General features: G+C 34.8%; 17 protein-coding genes. 12 read left to right on the top strand and 5 right to left on the bottom strand.

The genetic code is table 11. The features are described 5' to 3' along the window. Window positions 1-41 precede the first annotated feature (41 nt). From AC3QL1_RS17550 to AC3QL1_RS17525, 6 genes are all read left to right on the top strand, one after another. Complete coding sequence (locus AC3QL1_RS17550) at window positions 42-1,445, top strand: lactate utilization protein B (protein ID WP_492493417.1); 1,404 nt, start codon at window positions 42-44, stop codon at window positions 1,443-1,445. Beyond that, complete coding sequence (locus tag AC3QL1_RS17545) at window positions 1,435-2,022, top strand: LutC/YkgG family protein (RefSeq protein WP_492493415.1); 588 nt, start codon at window positions 1,435-1,437, stop codon at window positions 2,020-2,022. The genes AC3QL1_RS17550 and AC3QL1_RS17545 overlap by 11 nt, the downstream gene beginning before the upstream one ends. A gap of 35 nt (window positions 2,023-2,057) precedes the next feature. Continuing rightward, complete coding sequence (locus AC3QL1_RS17540) at window positions 2,058-2,582, top strand: hypothetical protein (protein ID WP_492493414.1); 525 nt, start codon at window positions 2,058-2,060, stop codon at window positions 2,580-2,582. A 171-nt stretch (window positions 2,583-2,753) separates the two neighbouring features. Continuing rightward, window positions 2,754-3,653 (top strand): carbohydrate kinase family protein, encoded by a 900-nt coding sequence (locus AC3QL1_RS17535; protein WP_492493412.1) that lies wholly within the window; start codon window positions 2,754-2,756, stop codon window positions 3,651-3,653. A 393-nt stretch (window positions 3,654-4,046) separates the two neighbouring features. Beyond that, window positions 4,047-4,448 (top strand): hypothetical protein, encoded by a 402-nt coding sequence (locus AC3QL1_RS17530; RefSeq protein WP_492493411.1) that lies wholly within the window; start codon window positions 4,047-4,049, stop codon window positions 4,446-4,448. A 186-nt stretch (window positions 4,449-4,634) separates the two neighbouring features. After that, window positions 4,635-5,021 (top strand): helix-turn-helix transcriptional regulator, encoded by a 387-nt coding sequence (locus tag AC3QL1_RS17525; RefSeq protein WP_492493409.1) that lies wholly within the window; start codon window positions 4,635-4,637, stop codon window positions 5,019-5,021. Window positions 5,022-5,074: 53 nt separating this feature from the next. On the opposite strand, the gene AC3QL1_RS17520 is transcribed toward AC3QL1_RS17525, so the two are convergent. Further along, window positions 5,075-5,407: a YegP family protein gene (locus AC3QL1_RS17520; RefSeq protein ID WP_492493407.1), complete on the bottom strand. Its 333-nt coding sequence runs from the start codon at window positions 5,405-5,407 to the stop codon at window positions 5,075-5,077. A 268-nt stretch (window positions 5,408-5,675) separates the two neighbouring features. Here AC3QL1_RS17520 and AC3QL1_RS17515 point away from each other — a divergent pair, with 268 nt between their 5' ends. From AC3QL1_RS17515 to AC3QL1_RS17505, 3 genes are all read left to right on the top strand, one after another. Next, the gene (locus AC3QL1_RS17515) at window positions 5,676-6,161 is read left to right on the top strand and encodes a copper resistance protein NlpE N-terminal domain-containing protein (protein ID WP_492493406.1); all 486 of its coding nucleotides are present in this window, start codon (window positions 5,676-5,678) and stop codon (window positions 6,159-6,161) included. A gap of 115 nt (window positions 6,162-6,276) precedes the next feature. Further along, window positions 6,277-7,401 carry an XdhC family protein gene (locus AC3QL1_RS17510; RefSeq protein WP_492493404.1) on the top strand — a complete coding sequence of 375 codons (1,125 nt, stop codon included), beginning with the start codon at window positions 6,277-6,279 and terminating at the stop codon, window positions 7,399-7,401. After that, window positions 7,391-7,993: a nucleotidyltransferase family protein gene (locus AC3QL1_RS17505; RefSeq protein WP_492493403.1), complete on the top strand. Its 603-nt coding sequence runs from the start codon at window positions 7,391-7,393 to the stop codon at window positions 7,991-7,993. The genes AC3QL1_RS17510 and AC3QL1_RS17505 overlap by 11 nt, the downstream gene beginning before the upstream one ends. 46 nt (window positions 7,994-8,039) lie before the next feature. Here AC3QL1_RS17505 and AC3QL1_RS17500 read toward each other — a convergent pair whose 3' ends face one another. Continuing rightward, window positions 8,040-9,161, bottom strand: coding sequence for a cysteine desulfurase family protein (locus AC3QL1_RS17500; protein WP_492493401.1), 1,122 nt, complete (start codon window positions 9,159-9,161; stop codon window positions 8,040-8,042). A 176-nt stretch (window positions 9,162-9,337) separates the two neighbouring features. Between AC3QL1_RS17500 and AC3QL1_RS17495 the strand changes: the two genes are divergently transcribed. The 3 genes from AC3QL1_RS17495 to AC3QL1_RS17485 are packed head-to-tail and all read left to right on the top strand — an operon-like array spanning window position 9,338 to window position 13,171. After that, window positions 9,338-9,976, top strand: a complete 639-nt coding sequence (locus AC3QL1_RS17495; RefSeq protein ID WP_492493399.1) for a (2Fe-2S)-binding protein — start codon at window positions 9,338-9,340, stop codon at window positions 9,974-9,976. After that, window positions 9,973-10,953, top strand: coding sequence for an FAD binding domain-containing protein (locus AC3QL1_RS17490; protein ID WP_492493397.1), 981 nt, complete (start codon window positions 9,973-9,975; stop codon window positions 10,951-10,953). Before AC3QL1_RS17495 ends, AC3QL1_RS17490 begins: the two co-directional genes overlap by 4 nt. Window positions 10,954-10,960: 7 nt before the next feature. Further along, window positions 10,961-13,171: a xanthine dehydrogenase family protein molybdopterin-binding subunit gene (locus AC3QL1_RS17485; RefSeq protein ID WP_492493396.1), complete on the top strand. Its 2,211-nt coding sequence runs from the start codon at window positions 10,961-10,963 to the stop codon at window positions 13,169-13,171. 571 nt (window positions 13,172-13,742) lie between these two features. Here AC3QL1_RS17485 and AC3QL1_RS17480 read toward each other — a convergent pair. The 3 genes from AC3QL1_RS17480 to AC3QL1_RS17470 form a co-directional block, all read right to left on the bottom strand. Then, on the bottom strand, window positions 13,743-15,140 hold the full coding sequence (locus AC3QL1_RS17480) for a serine hydrolase domain-containing protein (protein ID WP_492493394.1): 1,398 nt from the start codon (window positions 15,138-15,140) through the stop codon (window positions 13,743-13,745). Window positions 15,141-15,252: 112 nt separating this feature from the next. Further along, window positions 15,253-15,816 carry a DUF2911 domain-containing protein gene (locus tag AC3QL1_RS17475; protein ID WP_492493392.1) on the bottom strand — a complete coding sequence of 188 codons (564 nt, stop codon included), beginning with the start codon at window positions 15,814-15,816 and terminating at the stop codon, window positions 15,253-15,255. Between the two features lie 65 nt (window positions 15,817-15,881). Beyond that, window positions 15,882-17,699 carry a glycoside hydrolase family 2 protein gene (locus AC3QL1_RS17470; protein ID WP_492493390.1) on the bottom strand — a complete coding sequence of 606 codons (1,818 nt, stop codon included), beginning with the start codon at window positions 17,697-17,699 and terminating at the stop codon, window positions 15,882-15,884. Window positions 17,700-17,787 lie beyond the last annotated feature (88 nt).

Raw genomic sequence — 17,787 nt, 5'->3', positions numbered from 1 at the left:
CAATGCTAAACATTTCAAAATTGACTTTTAAATAATTAAAAATGTCATCAGAAAAAATAATACAGCACAGCGAAGCCGCAGCAAAATTCAACAAAGATTTGGAACGTGTAAACTGGCATGATGAAACTCTTTGGTTTGTTCGTGAAAAGCGTGACAGAGCTGCACACAATATTCCCGATTGGGAATTACTTCGAGAGACGGCTTCACAAATAAAAAATAATGTACTATCGAATATTCATGATTATTTAGTTGAATTTGAGGCTAATGCTCAAAAAAACGGAATCATTGTGCATTGGGCAGCCGATGCAAAAGAACACAACGAAATCGTGCATTCGATCATGGCAAAACACGATGTAAAGCAAATGGTGAAATCAAAATCCATGCTTACAGAAGAATGCCATTTGAATGATTATCTGGCTGAAAAAGGCATAGAAGTTATCGATTCTGATTTGGGTGAATATATTGTTCAGCTTCGTAAAGAACCGCCAAGCCATATTGTTTTGCCGGCCATTCACCTGAAAAAAGAAGATGTAAGCGAAACTTTTCATGAGCATTTGGGAACCGAAAAAGGAAATTTTGATCCTCAATATTTAACAGAATCGGCTCGTTTAACTTTAAGAGATACCTTCTTAACACGCAAAGTCGCTTTAACCGGAGTTAATTTTGCCATTGCAGAAACCGGGGAATTTGTGGTTTGTACCAATGAAGGGAATGCAGATATGGGCGCACATTTAGCCGATGTTCACATTGCTTGTATGGGATTTGAAAAGTTGATTCCGGAGCGAAAACATTTAGGTGTTTTCCTGAGATTATTAGCAAGAAGTGCTACTGGACAGCCGATTACGACGTTTTCAAGTCATTTTAAAAAGCCAAGAGACGGAAAAGAAATTCATATAGTGATTGTCGATAACGGTAGAAGTACGCAATTGGGAAGAGAAGATTTTAAAAACTCTCTAAAATGCATTCGTTGCGGTGCCTGCATGAATACGTGCCCGGTTTACAGACGAAGCGGCGGACACAGCTATCACAATGCTGTTGCGGGACCAATTGGCGCTATTTTGGCACCCAATCTCGACATGAGCAAAAATGCCGATTTACCTTTTGCAAGTACGCTTTGTGGCTCTTGTACCAATGTTTGTCCGGTAAAAATTGACATTCACGATCAATTGTACAAATGGCGTCAGGTTTTGGTAAAAGAAGGACATACGCCTGCAGCAAAAACCGTTGCGATGAAAACAATGGCAACTGTTCTGGCAAACCCAACCATTTTTAATATCGCAGGAAAATCAGGAAGATTTGTAATGAAAAATATTCCGGCTTTGGTCAACAATAAAATGAACAAATGGTACGATCAGCGCGAAATGCCCGATGTTCCTGAGGAATCTTTTAGAGAATGGTACAAGAAAAATTCGAGAGAAGCTAAAGCGAAAAAAGATGAGCAGTAAAGAAGAAATTCTAAAGAAAATAAAAAACAGCCAACCGAAAACAACTGCAGATTTACCTAATTTAAATGTTTTGGGTTCAGATCAGTTTGCTGTTTTGGACACTTATAAAACCGTTTTAAAAAACATTGGCGGCGATTTTGTAGAAGTTGCCAATTACAATGAAATAATAGACTATTTAAAGACTAATTATGCACTTGAAAGACGTATTATCACCACAATTCCGGAACTTTCAGAAGTGGCGGTTTTAGACTGGAAAAATGATGATCCGCATGAATTGCAAAATGTAGAATTAACGATTATTAAAGCTCATTTTGGTGTTGCCGAAAACAGCGCACTTTGGGTAACCGATGATATTTTGGGACAGCGTGTAGCGCCTTTTATCGCGCAATATCTGGCCATTGTTGTCAATAAAAATGATATTGTACCGACCATGCATCAGGCGTATGAACGAATTGGAAACATGGAATATGGCTTTGCAACTTTTATCGCCGGACCTTCAAAAACGGCGGATATTGAACAATCTTTAGTTTTGGGAGCGCACGGAGCGAGAGGATTAATTGTTTTTTTATTGGAGTAAGATCTCGAAATAAGAATTTAAATCAACATACATAAATGGCTAAAAAGCTAATATTAAGGTTTAGCCCGGCTGCATTGCTGCTTTTGATACTTCTTTTTCAAACAAAATTGGAGCACTATGATGTATTGATTCTCCTTGCTATTATTTTCAATATGATTTTGTCCTATCCTTTAAAATCATTTGATTCTTTAAAAAAATATTATAGCCTAATTAATTATTTTACTTGGCTAATATTTATAATAGCGATTATTTTTATTCGATCACTAATCTTTGATTATGTAATATTTGCAATATTACTTTTGAGAATTTTTATCCTGATGATAAATTATTTTAAGTTTCGCAATTTTTATATTCCGACTACTTTTATAAATCGTTTATGGGCATTATCTTTTTTTCTTTATCTGGCCGAATTAGTTTTAAATTCTACGCATGCAACGAAAAATTTATTTGTGCTTATTGGATTAATTTCAGGAATAGAAACTATCTTAATTATTACTTTGATGAAAGAATGGTGCAAAAAAGTTGGTGGCTTATTTTATCTTTTGAAGCGAAAACAATAAAATTTCAAATTATAAAATTGCTTAATCGGTCTGGAAAGAGTCAATTTATTACGGGATTAATCGTTTTTTATTGGAATAAAAATTATAAAAAGTTATCTTTATATAGATTGAAATAGAGAAAGGGAGACATTGATCGCCCTTTTTTTGGCTAAAGATTTAAAGAAAGATAAGATGAATAACGAAAAAAGCCTTAACGCAGTTGCTTACGGAGAAGTACTTTGGGATGTATTTGATGATAAGAAAAAGATAGGCGGCGCACCATTGAATGTTGCTTTGCGCATGAAAACATTAGGCTGTCAGGTTGCTATGATAAGCTGCGTTGGAAAAGATGAAGACGGAGCGGCCATTATAAACCATATCAAACAATTAGGACTTCAAACGGATACTATCATTCAGTCTGAAACCTTCCCGACGGGATTGGTAAATGTGACTTTAAACGAAAGTGGTTCTGCAACTTACAACATAAATTATCCATCGGCGTGGGATAAAATTGTACTGAATGATCAGGCAGAAAGCCTGGTTCTTAATGCCGATGTTTTAATTTACGGAAGCCTGGTTTGCCGGGACGAAGTATCCAGAAAATCCCTTGAAAATTTACTGCAAACCAATGTTTATAAAGTGTTTGATGTCAATTTAAGAAAACCTCATTATACATATGAGATTCTCGAAGAACTGATGCTTGCAGCAGATTTTATAAAATTTAATGACGACGAAATTCTCGAAATTGCCACAGCCTTGCAATCACCTTTTACAAGTCTGGAAGAAAATATTCATTTCATGGCCGAAAAAACAAACTCTACAGAAATATGTGTTACAAGAGGAAAACACGGCGCAATATTATTATGGAAAGGACAACTTTATGAAAATGAAGGTTATCCGGTAAAAGTGGCTGATACAGTAGGCGCAGGCGATTCGTTTCTGGCTTCATTAATTACTTATTTACTCACAGATAAAGATCCTCAAACCGCAATTGATTTTGCTTGTGCAGTTGGTGCTTTGGTAGCCGAAGCAGCCGGAGCAAATCCCGAAATTTCATATTCGAGAATTGAAGATATGATCACAAAATCATAAATAGAAATTTAAACTAAAATTTAAAACGCCCGCACGAACTTCTTGCGGGTATTTTTTTAACGAAAATCAACTGGAAAGTTACAATTATAACAAGAGTAAAAGTGTCCTACAAACCTAATGTTTTGAGGGAAAAGAATATATAGGGAAAATCTTTATTTAGTGTTATCAAATGATAGGTAAAAATTGATATTTAGATTGAATTACAACATATAGTTATATTCTATAAGGTAGTTTGTAAGAATAGAAAAGCAGATTATGCGTAATATTGCGTAGGATATTATTTAGCATTTTAGCAATTTTCATCTTGATTTTAAGTTAAAAAATGTTTTTTTCTTTGTCATACCATCATTTTGAATGATAATTCTTATGTTTTTATTTTAATAACGCAATTTTATGTTCCTTACACTTACGCATGATCAGGTCCAGTTTTATTACAGATCAGAAAGCTGGCAATACGACTTTAATGAAATCTTAGAGCTTGGATTGCTCAAAAAAAAGAAATCCTATCTTATTGAAAATATTTCTTTTATAATAGTAACAATTTTCGCTTACTACTTCATGTTTTTTACCGACTTTGTCGAACTCTACTACATTATACCAACCTTGCTTTGTTACACTATTTTAGTCATTTTAAGATTTCCAAAAAATATCGAATTTGACTACTATGTTGTGGTCAAAGATATTTATAAAAAAGAAATAAAAATAAAAATCAATGCATTAGATAAAATAAAAATCGGAAAACAAATTGACCAGTATCTGAACCTTAAGTTTGATCATATTTTGCAGACTACATAAAATTAAAATGGATCAAATATTTAGAATTTCAAACTGTGATTTACTCTTCATAGGCGTTGCAATTGTTTACGGTTTTATTATCACTATCAAAAAAAAATAACAAACTTGCTTCACTAATCCATATTTGAAGCAATTTCAGATTGAGCATTGTAGTTATAGCTATACCACATCCCCCAAATCAAGTTTATGGCCACTTCAATAAAAAATAAAATAAAAAGTATTAGAGAGTTAAAAAATTATACTCAGGAATATATGGCAGATCAACTAGGTGTCACCCAGGCGGGTTATAGTAAAATTGAAAAAGGAAAAACGATTCTTTCGTATGTTAAACTGGTTGAAATTGCGCGTATTTTAGATGTCAGTGTCGAAGATATTATTAGTTTCGACAGCCAGAAATATTTCAATAATTTTAATAATGTAAAAGGAAATAACAACGGAAGTATTCTAATAAATCAGGATAACAACGAAACCCTGAAAACGCTTTATGAAGATAAAATAAAGCTTTTGGAAAAACTTCTTAAAAAAACAGAAGAAGAATTATGCCGTTATAAAAAGAAATTCGGTCCCATATAAAAACAAAAAACGAGGTTTTAAAGCCTCGTTTTTTTATGATTATTTAGAAAAAATTATACTGTTTGATCGTCTGTAACTGCATCAGCTGCATTTGTTTTTACCGATGCAATTCCCGCATCTCTTCCGCTTGTACTTTCATACATTTCGCTGGAACCAATAATTTGACCGTTGCTGGCTTTTAAAGTAAAGTAAGGTTTTCCGCTTTTAGATTCCAGTTTTTCAAATCTGTTATCATCCTGTGAATTCTTTTTAACTGATTCAATTCCGCTTGTACACGCAGCTTTTGTTGAATAACCTTCACTAGAAAGGATTGTTTGACCGTTTCCTGCTTTTAAATTGAATTGAAATTCGCCGTTGCCTCTTTTAGTAATTACAAATTTTCCCATGTATTTTTTTATTTAAAGTTAAAGGATTCTATTTTGCCAGATAAAAATACAAAACTTAGCCTTACAAATTATATTTCGAAAAAATAAAATTGCCTCATTATTAAACACTAAAAGGTATTCTTTCGAGTTTTAACAGAACATTAATTTTGGTTTATTTTTTTAGTAAATGAATATTTTTATTGTAGTAGATAATTTGTATTTCAGTTAAAATATTTATTTTAAAATAAGAAAATTCTGTATATTTGACATGTAAAAAAAATAATTTACTATGAGAAATTTATTGATTTCATTTGTAATTGGTTGTGTTTTATTGTCTTGTAATTCTAAAAACAATGAAAAAGTAATTGAAAAACCATTAAAAGAAGGAGAAACCAACATTATAGAAAATACGAATAATTTAAATGAAGCAACGATATATAAAGGTACATTGCCTTGTGCTGATTGTAGTGGAATTGAAACTGTATTGAAAATTTATCAGGGTGATGGAACAATGGAAAGCCATAAATTTGAATTGACCAGCATTTATAAGGGAAAACCAGACAGAAATTTTGTCTATCAGGGCAATTTTAATCTTGAAAGAGGTTTAGCAGATGATCCGGACGGAACGATTTATGTTCTAAACTGGGATCAGCCGGAATCTAAACAAATCTATTATGGACTTTTGAGCAATAATCCCAACAAAATTTATTTATTGAATAATAAGCGTGAAATAATAAAATCAGAATTAAATTATTCTTTAACCTTAGAGAAATAGACTAAAGCTGACTCTTTTATTTACTTCAAAATACTTTTTTTGAGTTAATACTTTTACTGAATTCGCTCGTTTTGCAAAAAAGAATTCTCTATTTTTGTTAAGAGGAGTCAATTTTATGAAGGAAATCAGCGAAATTCTTAAAGCTTATTCAGAAGCAAAACTTGCAGGAAAAAAAACAGCTTTGGCAACAGTAGTCAAAGTTGAAGGTTCATCTTATCGCCAGCCAGGAGCAAGAATGCTGGTTACGGAAGACGGTTCGTTGACAGGTGCCATAAGTGGAGGCTGCCTGGAAGGTGATGCGTTACGAAAAGCGCTTCTTTCGATAAACCAAAAGCAAAATAAACTCATTACCTATAATACCAATAGCGAAGACGATATTGAACTCGGATTGCAGTTGGGCTGTAACGGAATTGTTCATATTCTCTTTGAATATATTGATGAAAATATTCCAAATAATCCCATTGAACTATTACAAAAATTGCAAGAAGAAAGGAAACCTGCAATAATTGGAACCTTATTTTCACTGAAAAAACACGCCGTACAAGACGGAACAGTTTTGTTTTACAGAGAAAATAAAGAACCACTCTATCATAATCCTGTAGCATTGAAACTGCTCTCAGAAGCAAAAAATGTCATAGAAACCAAAATTACTACCATCAATAGTATCGATGAAAGCAGTGAGGTAGAAGCTTTGCTGGACTATATCGCTCCGCCGGTTTCGCTCGTTATCGTAGGAGCAGGAAACGATGTACAGCCACTTGTAAAAATGGTAGAACTTTTAGGCTGGGAAATTACCATAACTGAAGGACGCGCGACGCATGCCACGAAAAAAAGATTTCCAAAAGCAAAGCAAATATTGGTTGGAAAGCCCGAACAGGTTTTTGAAAATATACAAATCGACAATCAGACTTTTTTTGTTTTGATTACCCACAATTACAAATATGATTTGGCGATGTTAAAATTGCTGCTGCAAACCAATTGCAATTATATTGGTATTTTGGGACCAAAAACAAAGTTAAACCGCATGCTTGATGATTTGTTTAATGAAGGAATAAAAGTAACTGAGGAACAATTAAGCCGAATTTATGGTCCAATTGGACTTGATATTGGTGCAGAAACATCAGAAGAAATTGCTTTATCAATCTTAGCTGAAATAAAAGCCATGATGAGCGGTAAAACGGGAACTTCGTTAAAATACAAAACCGGAAAAATTCATAATGAAGCATTGTATGTCAAATGATTTAAAAACAAAAACCGGAATTGTTATTCTGGCTGCCGGAAATTCTTCAAGATTAGGTCAGCCAAAGCAATTGCTGGAGTATAAAAATGCGACGCTCTTACATAATACCATTAAAGAAGCTCTTCTTGTGCCACATTCCACCATTATTGTGGTTACAGGTTCAAACACAGAATTAATAGAAAACGGGCTCAATTTCCCCGAAATAAAAACCTGTTTCAATTCAGAATGGGAATCCGGGATCTCGACTTCAATTGCCAAAGGACTCAAGGAATTACTGACTTTATGCCCGGATTGCGAGACTTGTATTTTTGCGGTTTGCGATCAGCCTTATCTCACAAGTAACATATTTAAAGATTTAATTCATCATTATCAAAATAACGAAAAAGGAATTGCAGCCTCAGCTTATTCTGAGACATTCGGAACGCCGGTTCTTTTTAGTGAAAAATATTTTGATGAACTTTTAGAATTACAAGGTCACGAAGGCGCCAAAAAAATAATCAACCGTTTTATTGATGATGTAATTGCTGTTCCTTTTGAAAAAGGTAATATCGATATTGACACCATTGAAGATTATAATAAGCTTATTTCGTGAGGATTTAAAAAACTTTGCGCCTCTGCGTCTTTGCGAGATTAAAAAACTAAGCTCTTAATTTCCTCGTCAAATCCAAAACACGCTCAATCGTTTCATCAATTTCATCTTCGCTAGTAAATCTTCCCAAGCTAAATCTTATCGAACTCAAAGCATCTTCATCAGATAAACCCATCGCTTTTAAAACGTGCGAAGGCTCAGATGTTACTGCAGAACAAGACGAGCCATTCGAAACTGAAATATCCTGTAAAGCAAGAATTAGCCTTTCAGAGTTTACACCCGGAAAACAAATATTGGTTGTATTGTAAATTCTGTTTTTGGTATTTCCGTTTACAAACGAACCTTCAAAATTTAATAACCCATTTTCCAGTTTATCTCTTAGTTTTGAAATTCTTTTTTGATCATTTTCTAATTCATGAAGAGCAATTTCCGCAGCTTTTCCCAAACCTATAATTCCGGGTACATTTAGAGTTCCGCTTCGTAGTTTGCGTTGTTGGTTTCCGCCATGCAATTGGGGTACTAATTTTAATTTGGCTTTCGCCGAAATGTACAAAGCACCAATCCCTTTTGGACCATAAAATTTATGTGCAGAAAGAGGTAAAAGATCAATTCCAAGTTTTTGAACATCAACCGGAATTTTTCCAACCGCCTGAGTTGCATCGCACATAAACAAAATATTTTTAGCGTGAGCGATTTCAGAAATAGCTTCAATATTCTGAATGCAACCTGTTTCATTATTGGTTATCATTGCAATGACAATCAGTGTTTTATCTGTTGTTGATTCATTTAAAAGATTAAGGTCTAAAATCCCGTCAGAAGCTATAGGTAAGTATGTAACTTCAAACCCAAGGCTTTCCATATACTGGCAAGTATTCAATACGGCTTTGTGTTCGGTTACAATTGTAACAATATGTTTTCGATCCTGATTGGCGAGACCTTTGATGGCCAGATTTATAGCTTCTGTCGCACCGGATGTAAAAATGATTTCTTCTTCATTGGCACCAATTAAATTTGCGGTTTGCCAGGCAGCATTTGCCACAGCTTCATTTACGGATAATCCACCAATATGAGCGCTTCCGGCATTGGCATAAGTTTCTGTAAAGTACGGAAGCATAGCATTTAATACACGATCATCTACACGAGTACTTGCATTATTATCTAAATAAATCATTGGAGGTTTTTTAACTAATCTTGTAAAAATACGATTTTGAAAATTAAGTAAAAATTTCCTTATATAGAAATTTTATGAATAGCGTGTTTGTGTGAATTTTATAATATTTTCTCATCAAGTATTCTTAAATTTGGGAGAAGCAATACAAGCAATTTGTTAATTTAAAAACAGTATGCATGACTCCCAAGAAAACAAACAGTAAAAAAGTAATCGAAGACGATACAAATTCACGTCGCGATTTTATAAAAAAATCAGGATTATTTACGGCACTTGCTTTTGCTCCGCCTTCTCTGGTAATGGCCTCTGAGAAGAAATGGGATGAAAAAATAGCAGAATATTTAGAGACAGTTCCGCTTTCGATTGAAGTAAACGGTACAAAACATACTCTAAATGTTGAACCACGAACTACTTTACTTGATTTATTGAGGGAGAATCTTCAACTGACAGGAACAAAAAAAGGCTGTGACCACGGGCAATGCGGTGCTTGTACGGTTCATGTAAACGGCACCAGAATTTTGTCCTGTTTGTCTTTGGCATCCATGCAGCAAAATGCACAGGTTACTACTATCGAAGGACTTTCGAAAGGAAAAAAATTACACCCAATGCAGGAAGCTTTCATTAAAAATGATGGTTTTCAATGCGGATACTGCACACCGGGACAAATCATGTCAGGAATTGCCTGTATCAAAGAAGGTCACGCCAACAGCAGAGAAGAAATAAGAGAATATATGAGCGGAAACATCTGTAGATGTGGTGCTTATCACAATATCGTAGACGCCATAACCGAAGTTAAGGAAGGAGGAAAGGAGCTATGAAAAACTTTCAAATAATCAGGGCACTTTCATCCGGATCTGCTGTAACTAATATCAGCAAAGAACCTTCGGCGATGTTTATTGCTGGCGGAACCAATCTGGTGGATTTAATGAAAAAAAATGTTGTCGCTCCGGATAAACTGGTTGACATCACAGCATTAGATTTCAAGAAAATAGAATTCGGAAGCGGAAAAGTATCCATTGGCGCACTGGCAAAAAACAGTCAGGTTGCCGAGGACAAATTAATCAAAGAAAATTATCCTTTGCTGGCTTTGGCTTTGGCTGCCGGAGCATCTCAGCAAATCAGACATATGGCAACCGTGGGAGGAAATATGCTGCAGCGCACGCGTTGTTCTTATTTTTATAATACCGATATGCCGTGCAATAAAAGAACGCCAAAAAGCGGCTGTGGAGCCATTGGCGGTTCTAACAGAATGCATGCGATTTTTGGAGGTTCGGAGAGTTGTATTGCCGTACATCCAAGTGATATGTGTATCGCTCTTGCCGCTTTGGACGCGACGGTTTTGGTCGAAGGTCCAAAAGGGAAAAGACAAATAAAATTCACTGATTTTCATCGTCTTCCGGGAAATACGCCTGAAAAAGACAATACATTAGAACCTAAAGAATTGATTACTTCGATCGAAATTCCGGAGAATAATTTCACTAAAAATGTACATTATTTAAAAGTGCGTGACCGAAGCAGTTATGCCTTTGCCTTAATTTCTGTCGCTGTTGGATTAGATATTAAAAATAATGTAATAAATGACGCACGACTTGCTATGGGAGGCGTTGCACATAAACCGTGGCGATTAACAGAAACCGAAGAATTTTTGAAAGGAAAAACAGTTTCTGAAGATCTATTTAAACAAGCGGCAACTTTAAGCATGAAAGGCGCTAAAAGTTATGGCGACAATGCCTTTAAATTGACTCTTGGACCAAATGCAATTACCGAAGCCTTAACTTTAGCAGCATCTAAATAATTTGATTATGAGCAAGACAAGTAATATAAACAGAGTGGACGGATTTGCTAAAGTAACAGGTTCTGCAACTTATTCGGCAGAATATAAAACCGCTGGTGTGACCTATGCCTGTTTGGTTGGAAGTACTATTGCCAAAGGCCGAATCAAAAGTATTGACACTAAAAAAGCGGAATGGGCGCCCGGAGTTTTGGCGGTAATCACACATTTAAATATTGATAAACCAACCGGATACGCGCAGGCCAAACAACGCAATAATTTGGGTCAGCCGCTTCAGATATTCAAAGATGATGCTGTTCGTTATTATGATCAGCCGATAGCTTTGGTTATTGCTGATACATTTGAACGCATGCAATATGCGGCGAGTTTAATTAAAGCCGAATATTTAAAAGAAGAACATACGACACAACTTGAAAAAGTAAAAGATAAAAGCCGAAATCCAGGAGGAGAACGTGCCAAAGATTACAATCGTGGTGTGGAAGACGGATATAAAAATGCAGAAGTTGTTTTAGAAGAAGAATACACGATTCCCACAGAAGTTCATAATCCAATGGAATTGGCGAATATTATTGCAAAATGGGAGGGAAATAAACCGATTTTGTATACTAAAAGCCAGGGTGTTGAAGGAACAAGAAAAAGTGTTGGAAATGTGTTTGGAATTCCGCCGGAAGATGTCGAAGTACATTCTGAATATCTTGGAGGTGCTTTTGGAATGGGATTGCATACCTGGCCTTATGAAATTGCAGCACTTATCGGATCAAAAAAAATAAACAAACCGGTAAAATTAGTTTTGCATCGCGAACAAATGTTTACCAATGTTGGGTTTCGACCTTATACAATTCAAAAAATGGGATTGGGAGCAACCAAAGACGGTAAATTAACGGGATTAACGCACGAAGCTGTGGCAATGACTTCAAACTATGAAGATTTTACCGAAGCAACTGTAAATATGTCCCGATTTATGTATGATTGTGCAAACGTTTCTACACGATATCGTATTGCAGATCTGGATACTTGCACGCCAATCTGGATGCGGGGTCCGGGCGAGGCGACAGGTTCATTTGCGCTGGAAAGTGCTATTGACGAATTGGCGCACAAATTAAATATGGATCCGATTGAGTTTCGCAAACGCAATCACGCCGAAAAAGATCAGGAACAAAATAAACCGTGGAGCAGTAAATATCTTTTGGATTGCTACGAAGGCGGAATGGAGCGCATTGGCTGGAAAAACCGTAAAAACAAACCAGGAAGTGTTCGCGAAGGCGAATGGCTTGTAGGTTACGGAATGGGAACAGGAACTTTTGGTTCCTATAGAAATCCAACGACTGTAAAAGCAAAATTTCTGGCAGACGGAAATTTAGTATTACAATGCAGTATAAATGATATGGGACCGGGAACGGCAACAATGATGACAGCAATTGGGGCAGAAATTACCGGAATTCCTACTGAAAATGTGATTATCGAAATGGGAAGAAGCGGACTGCCGAAAGGTCCAACGCAGGGAGGTTCTGCAACGACTTCATCTGTAGGTTCTGCGGTTCATGATGCGTGTAATTTGTTAGTTAGTAAAGCTTTGGGTCTGGCAACTGAAAATCCGACCTTTAAAAATATTGCTATTGAAGATTTAGCTTTTGCGAATGGTTCGATTTTGTCTAAAAAAAATAATTCCAAATCAGTTTCATTAGCAGCTTTGCTTAGTGCCAATAAATTAGAAGAATTAGCCGTAGAAAATGAATCAAAAGGTTCTGAGGAAGCAAAAAAATATTCGATTTATTCATTCTCAGTGCATTTTGTAAAAGTATTGGTGAATCCGAATTTAGGTAAAATCAGAATTGCACATGTCGTTTCCTGCGCTGATATTGGTACGGTAATCAACCATAAAACTTCGGCGGGACAAATGTACGGCGGAGCTGTTGGCGGAATCGGTATGGGATTGATGGAAGCTCTGGAAATTGATCATCGTTTTGGACGTCCGATCAATAATAATTTTGCAGATTATCATGTTCCGGTAAATGCTGATATTGAAAAGCAGGAAGTGTTTTTTGTCAATAAAAAAGATCCTGTAAGTAATCCGATGGGAACAAAAGGTCTTGGTGAAACAGCTTTGGTAGGAATGGCTCCTGCAATTGCAAATGCTGTTTTTAATGCCACCGGAAAACGGGTTAGAGATTTGCCAATTACACTCGATAAAATTCTGGAACCTGCTGTTGCAACTGCCTGATAAATTAAATTAAAAATGAAATAATAATCCCTTTAGGAATCAGATATTTTTTGATTTCTAAAGGGATTTCTTAATTAATAAAATGAGCCGTATTTCAAATAATTAATCAACGCGATAATAATGAAAAATGATGCATAACGTCATAAGACTAAAGTCTTAAATTTTTTTTTAGGCACAAATTAAAAAAATGCTACGTGATTAATAGTGGGAATATAAAAAAGTAGTTTTCTTAATTACTGTCTTTTAAATTTTTACGGGATATTTCGCTTATGACAATGCACCATTTTTCTTAATTTGGTTTAGGTTAGTATAGATTTTTTCATGATTGAATAATCATTAAGTTTTTAAACAAGTTGTGGAACATTTCTTAATAATTACTTATCTATACCTTCCAAAAATAGTAGTCGAATATACATGATATTTATATAATTTCAAATAAATTTTACATAATTCCCATGTTTAAAAAATAAATAAATTTGAAATAGTATTTGAGAAAAATTAAAAAGGCCATCAAAAATATTGATGGCCTTTTTGCATATCTAATTTCCTAATTATCTCATTATCCAATCATTTACTTCTTATTAAAAGAAGGCAGAATATATTTCTGAATCAGTTCGTCACTTGGTGATTGTGAATTATAATTTCCGCCTGTAATAACGGTAATCATATTTTGATCTTCCCAAATATAAATTTTCTGACCGCCATTTCCCTGAGCCACTTTTCCGTTATAACGAACACCGTTTACTTCAAGATATTTAAGCCACCATAAATAACCGTAATTAACGCCTTGAACAACAGAGTGTTTGGTGAGAGATTCTGCCACCCATTCTTTAGAAACGACTTGTTTGCCATTCCACACCCCTTTATTGAGGTAAAGCAAACCTAATTTGCTCATATCTCTGGGAGTTAAATAAATCTGGCAAAATGTTTCGGCACTGCTCAAATTTGGTTTAAAATTCCATTTGAAGTTTTTGATGCCAATATCATTAAAAAGCGTTTGTCTGGCAAAATCAGGAAGCGTCATTTTAGTTGCTTTTTCAACAATTCTGCCCAAAATAATCGGATTTCCGGAACAATACATTCCTCTTCCGTTTGGAACATCGATCATTGGTAAATCCAAAGAATATTGTATCCAGTCATCAGAATTATTCATCGCGGTTTCGTTTCCTTCAGATTTTGGATTACTGATATCGCAATCAATTCCGCTTTGGTTGGTCAGAAGATTTTCAATCGTAATTATTCGTTTATCATCAGTCAGATTTTTAAAAGTATATTCCGGAAAAAAAGAAAGCACCGTTTCCGTTTTACTTTTAATCAGACCTTTATCAATCGCAATTCCGGTAAGCGCCGAAATAAAACTTTTTGTAGCAGAACGCAATTCGTGTAATTTGGTTTTGTTGTATTCATAAAAATACTCTTCAAAAACCAGTTTTCCATCTTTAATAATCAAAACACTATGCACATTTGGATAGGTTCCGTCGACAATTTTTTGCATCATTTCGTTCAATAATGCTTTGTCTAATCCCGTGTTATCCAGCGTTCCCGTGGCTAAACCGTCAACATCTTTTTTGGGTGGCTGATAAACATATTTAAAGTCTTTTGAATTCAGTCGCGGATACCACATTTCTTTGGGAAAAACGACTTTTTTATTGATCAGATTAAAGGTCTTTTCATCAGAAGAATAACCGGTAATTATTGAAGTTTTGTTTCGAAGAAAAGTAACTTTTTCTTTAGACATATTGAGAAAAATGTCTTTTTCAGAAGGTTTTAAAGGATATTTACTTTCATTGATAATGGCATACAAAATAGTATCTTTTGGCGAAGCGGCTATTTGCAGCGTGGTATTGTTTTGATATTCATAAATACCTTCATATTCCTTTAATTGTTCATACGTAATCTTAAATTTTTGCTGAGAATTTCCGCCGAAAACGGAAAACAGAAATAGTAACAGTAAATATTGTTTTTTCATTTTTTGTGGTTTTGGTTAGTTGGTAAAATGACTTCAATATTAAGCAAAAAAAAAGACACTAATTAAATTTAATTAAGTGTCTCTTTGATATTTATGTTAAAATAACAAGCAATTATTTTATTGTTATCGGAACTTCAACTGTTGTTTTATCCCATCCAATTACAAGATTTGTTACTTTATCTTTTGATGTAAAAGCGATTGATAAAGCTTCGATTACTTCTGAAACAGTTTTAACCGGAACTGTGATTCTCACAAGATCCTTGCTTTCATCATACGCATATCCTCCCCACAAATCAAGTTCTTTATTGATGATAATTGTCCATTTGTCTTTCTCAGGAATTGCAAACAAACTGTAAGTTCCTGCAGGAACTGCAACACCATTAATAGTGGCAGGTTTGTAGAATTTGATCTCTGTATTTTCGTTGGCACCAACTCTCCAAACTTCACCAAACTTAATTAAATCTCCAAAAATCACACGTCCTTTTACAGATGGTCTTGAATAAATAACCTTGATAGAAGGCGATGGATTGTCTGTTTTTTTGAATTTAACCGCTTTATTTGGAAAATAGGCAATGTCAACCGGACTTGCATCAAGCGGCGCAAATTTTACAACGTCTTGAGCTTTAACAGAAATGGCAATCAAAAGTGTAATTGCCAATAAACTAAATTTTTTCATAACAGTATTAATTTATTTATGGTTCATACAAAGTAAGAGAATAACAAAGAGAAATCATACAATTATTATTCTTTTTTCTTCTTTGCGTACCAATTCTGCATGATATAAAAAGCTTTCTTTTTTTGACCATCGTTAGAAATCAGTCCTTTTCGGTTGTATTCGTCCTGAATTCCCGGTAAAAGGCGTCTTGGAGATCTGAAATCAACCAAAATCCACGGACTTGTACCACTTAAATGCGGAATATTTTCTATCATTTTCAAATTCTGAATGTATAAATATTCCTGATATTCTTCTGTCCAGCGCTCGTTTTTTTCACCGTGTAATCCGGCCTTGGCATCACCGCCAAATTCTGAAACGATAACCGGTTTATTGTATTTTGTTTTCCAGAAAATTTTCTCGGCATCTTCCAGTTTTCCACCGTACCAGCCCAAATATTGGTTGAAAGAAATAATATCCAGATATTCACCAATTGCATCATTAATGGTTCCAAAACCGTCACTTCCGCTTTGCGTTAATAAAGCCGCGCTGATCAATCTTGTATTGTCCAATGATTTGGTATGATCAACTAATTTTTTAATAAAAGTATTTCTCGCATCAGATATTGGCGTTTCATTTGCCATCGACCAGATAATAATACAAGCTCTGTTTTTATCTCTTGTAATTGCCGCTGTTAATTGATCTTCAGCGTTTTGATACGTAGCTTCTCTTGTAAATTCAACCGTCCAATATACCGGAATTTCCTCCCAAACCATCAGTCCCATTTTATCTGCCGTTCTGATAATGTTCTCATTATGCGGATAATGTGCCAGACGAACATAATTACAGCCCAGTTCTTTTGCCCAGTTTAGTAAACGTAAAGCATCTTCTTCAGAATTGGCACGTCCGCCTTTTGCATTTTCTTCGTGAATCGAAATTCCGCGCAAAAAGATTGGTTTTCCGTTCAGTAAAATTTTATCTACTTTTGTCTCAATGGTTCTAAAACCAATATTGTCTTTTAATTTTTGTCCGTTATAATCAATCGTAACATCATATAATTTTGGGTTTTCGGGCGACCAATACGAGATTTTTTTAGCCGGAATTTCAAAGTTTAAAATTCCGTCAGTTCCCACTTTTCCTTTATAATTAATTTTTAATTCAGGAATCGAAATTGAAACCGCATTTTTTGCCGCATCAGGCGTATTAATTTTAATGAAACCGGCAATTAAATCGGTATTATTTTTTTTAAGCTGAATGTTGTAATCTTCTATAAATGAAGCTTCTTCTTCAATTAAAGTCACATCGCGCGTGATTCCGCCATAATTCCACCAATCCGTGTTAATGGTCGGAACATCTTCTTTATGTCGTGTATTATCAACCTTAATCACCAGATAGTTATCTTTTGGTTTTACAATCGAAGTCACTTCGTAATTAAATGGCGTGAAACCGCCAATATGAGTTCCAAGTTTTTTACCGTTCAAATAAACATCAGCTTTGTAATTGATGGCGCCCATATACACAAAAAGACGTTTTCCTGCTTTTAAATCATAATCAAATGATTTTTTGAACCAGACATTTCCCTCATAATATTTCAGTTCCGGAACCTGAGAAGTCCAGTCTCCCGGAATATTTATTTTTGGAGATTTATCAAAATCATATTCCACCAATTCCTGCTTGTTTGCCGCATGATAATTATTAAAATATGCCGCATTGGATGGTTTTGCCTGTTTGTCGTATTCATCGTGATGAAAGCTGTAATATCCAGTTTCGTAAGGATCAACAATATAATTCCAAACGCCGTTTAATGAAGTTGTATTTCTGTTTGGAACGTTTGATAGTAAGTTTTGGTTTTGTGCCTGTCCAAAAATGGAAAAGGTTAGGAGTAATGTGGTTATTAGTTTTTTCATTATTTTGTTTTTTGTATTTGTTGTAAAATAGGAATGTTTTTTTAACCGCAAAGACCGCTAAGATTTACGCAAAGTTCGCAAAGTTTAA

Source organism: Flavobacterium sp. GW823-FHT04A11 (assembly GCF_058796535.1).
Note: the sequence above shows the minus strand (reverse complement) of the source record. Positions and strands in the feature narration are given on the sequence as shown.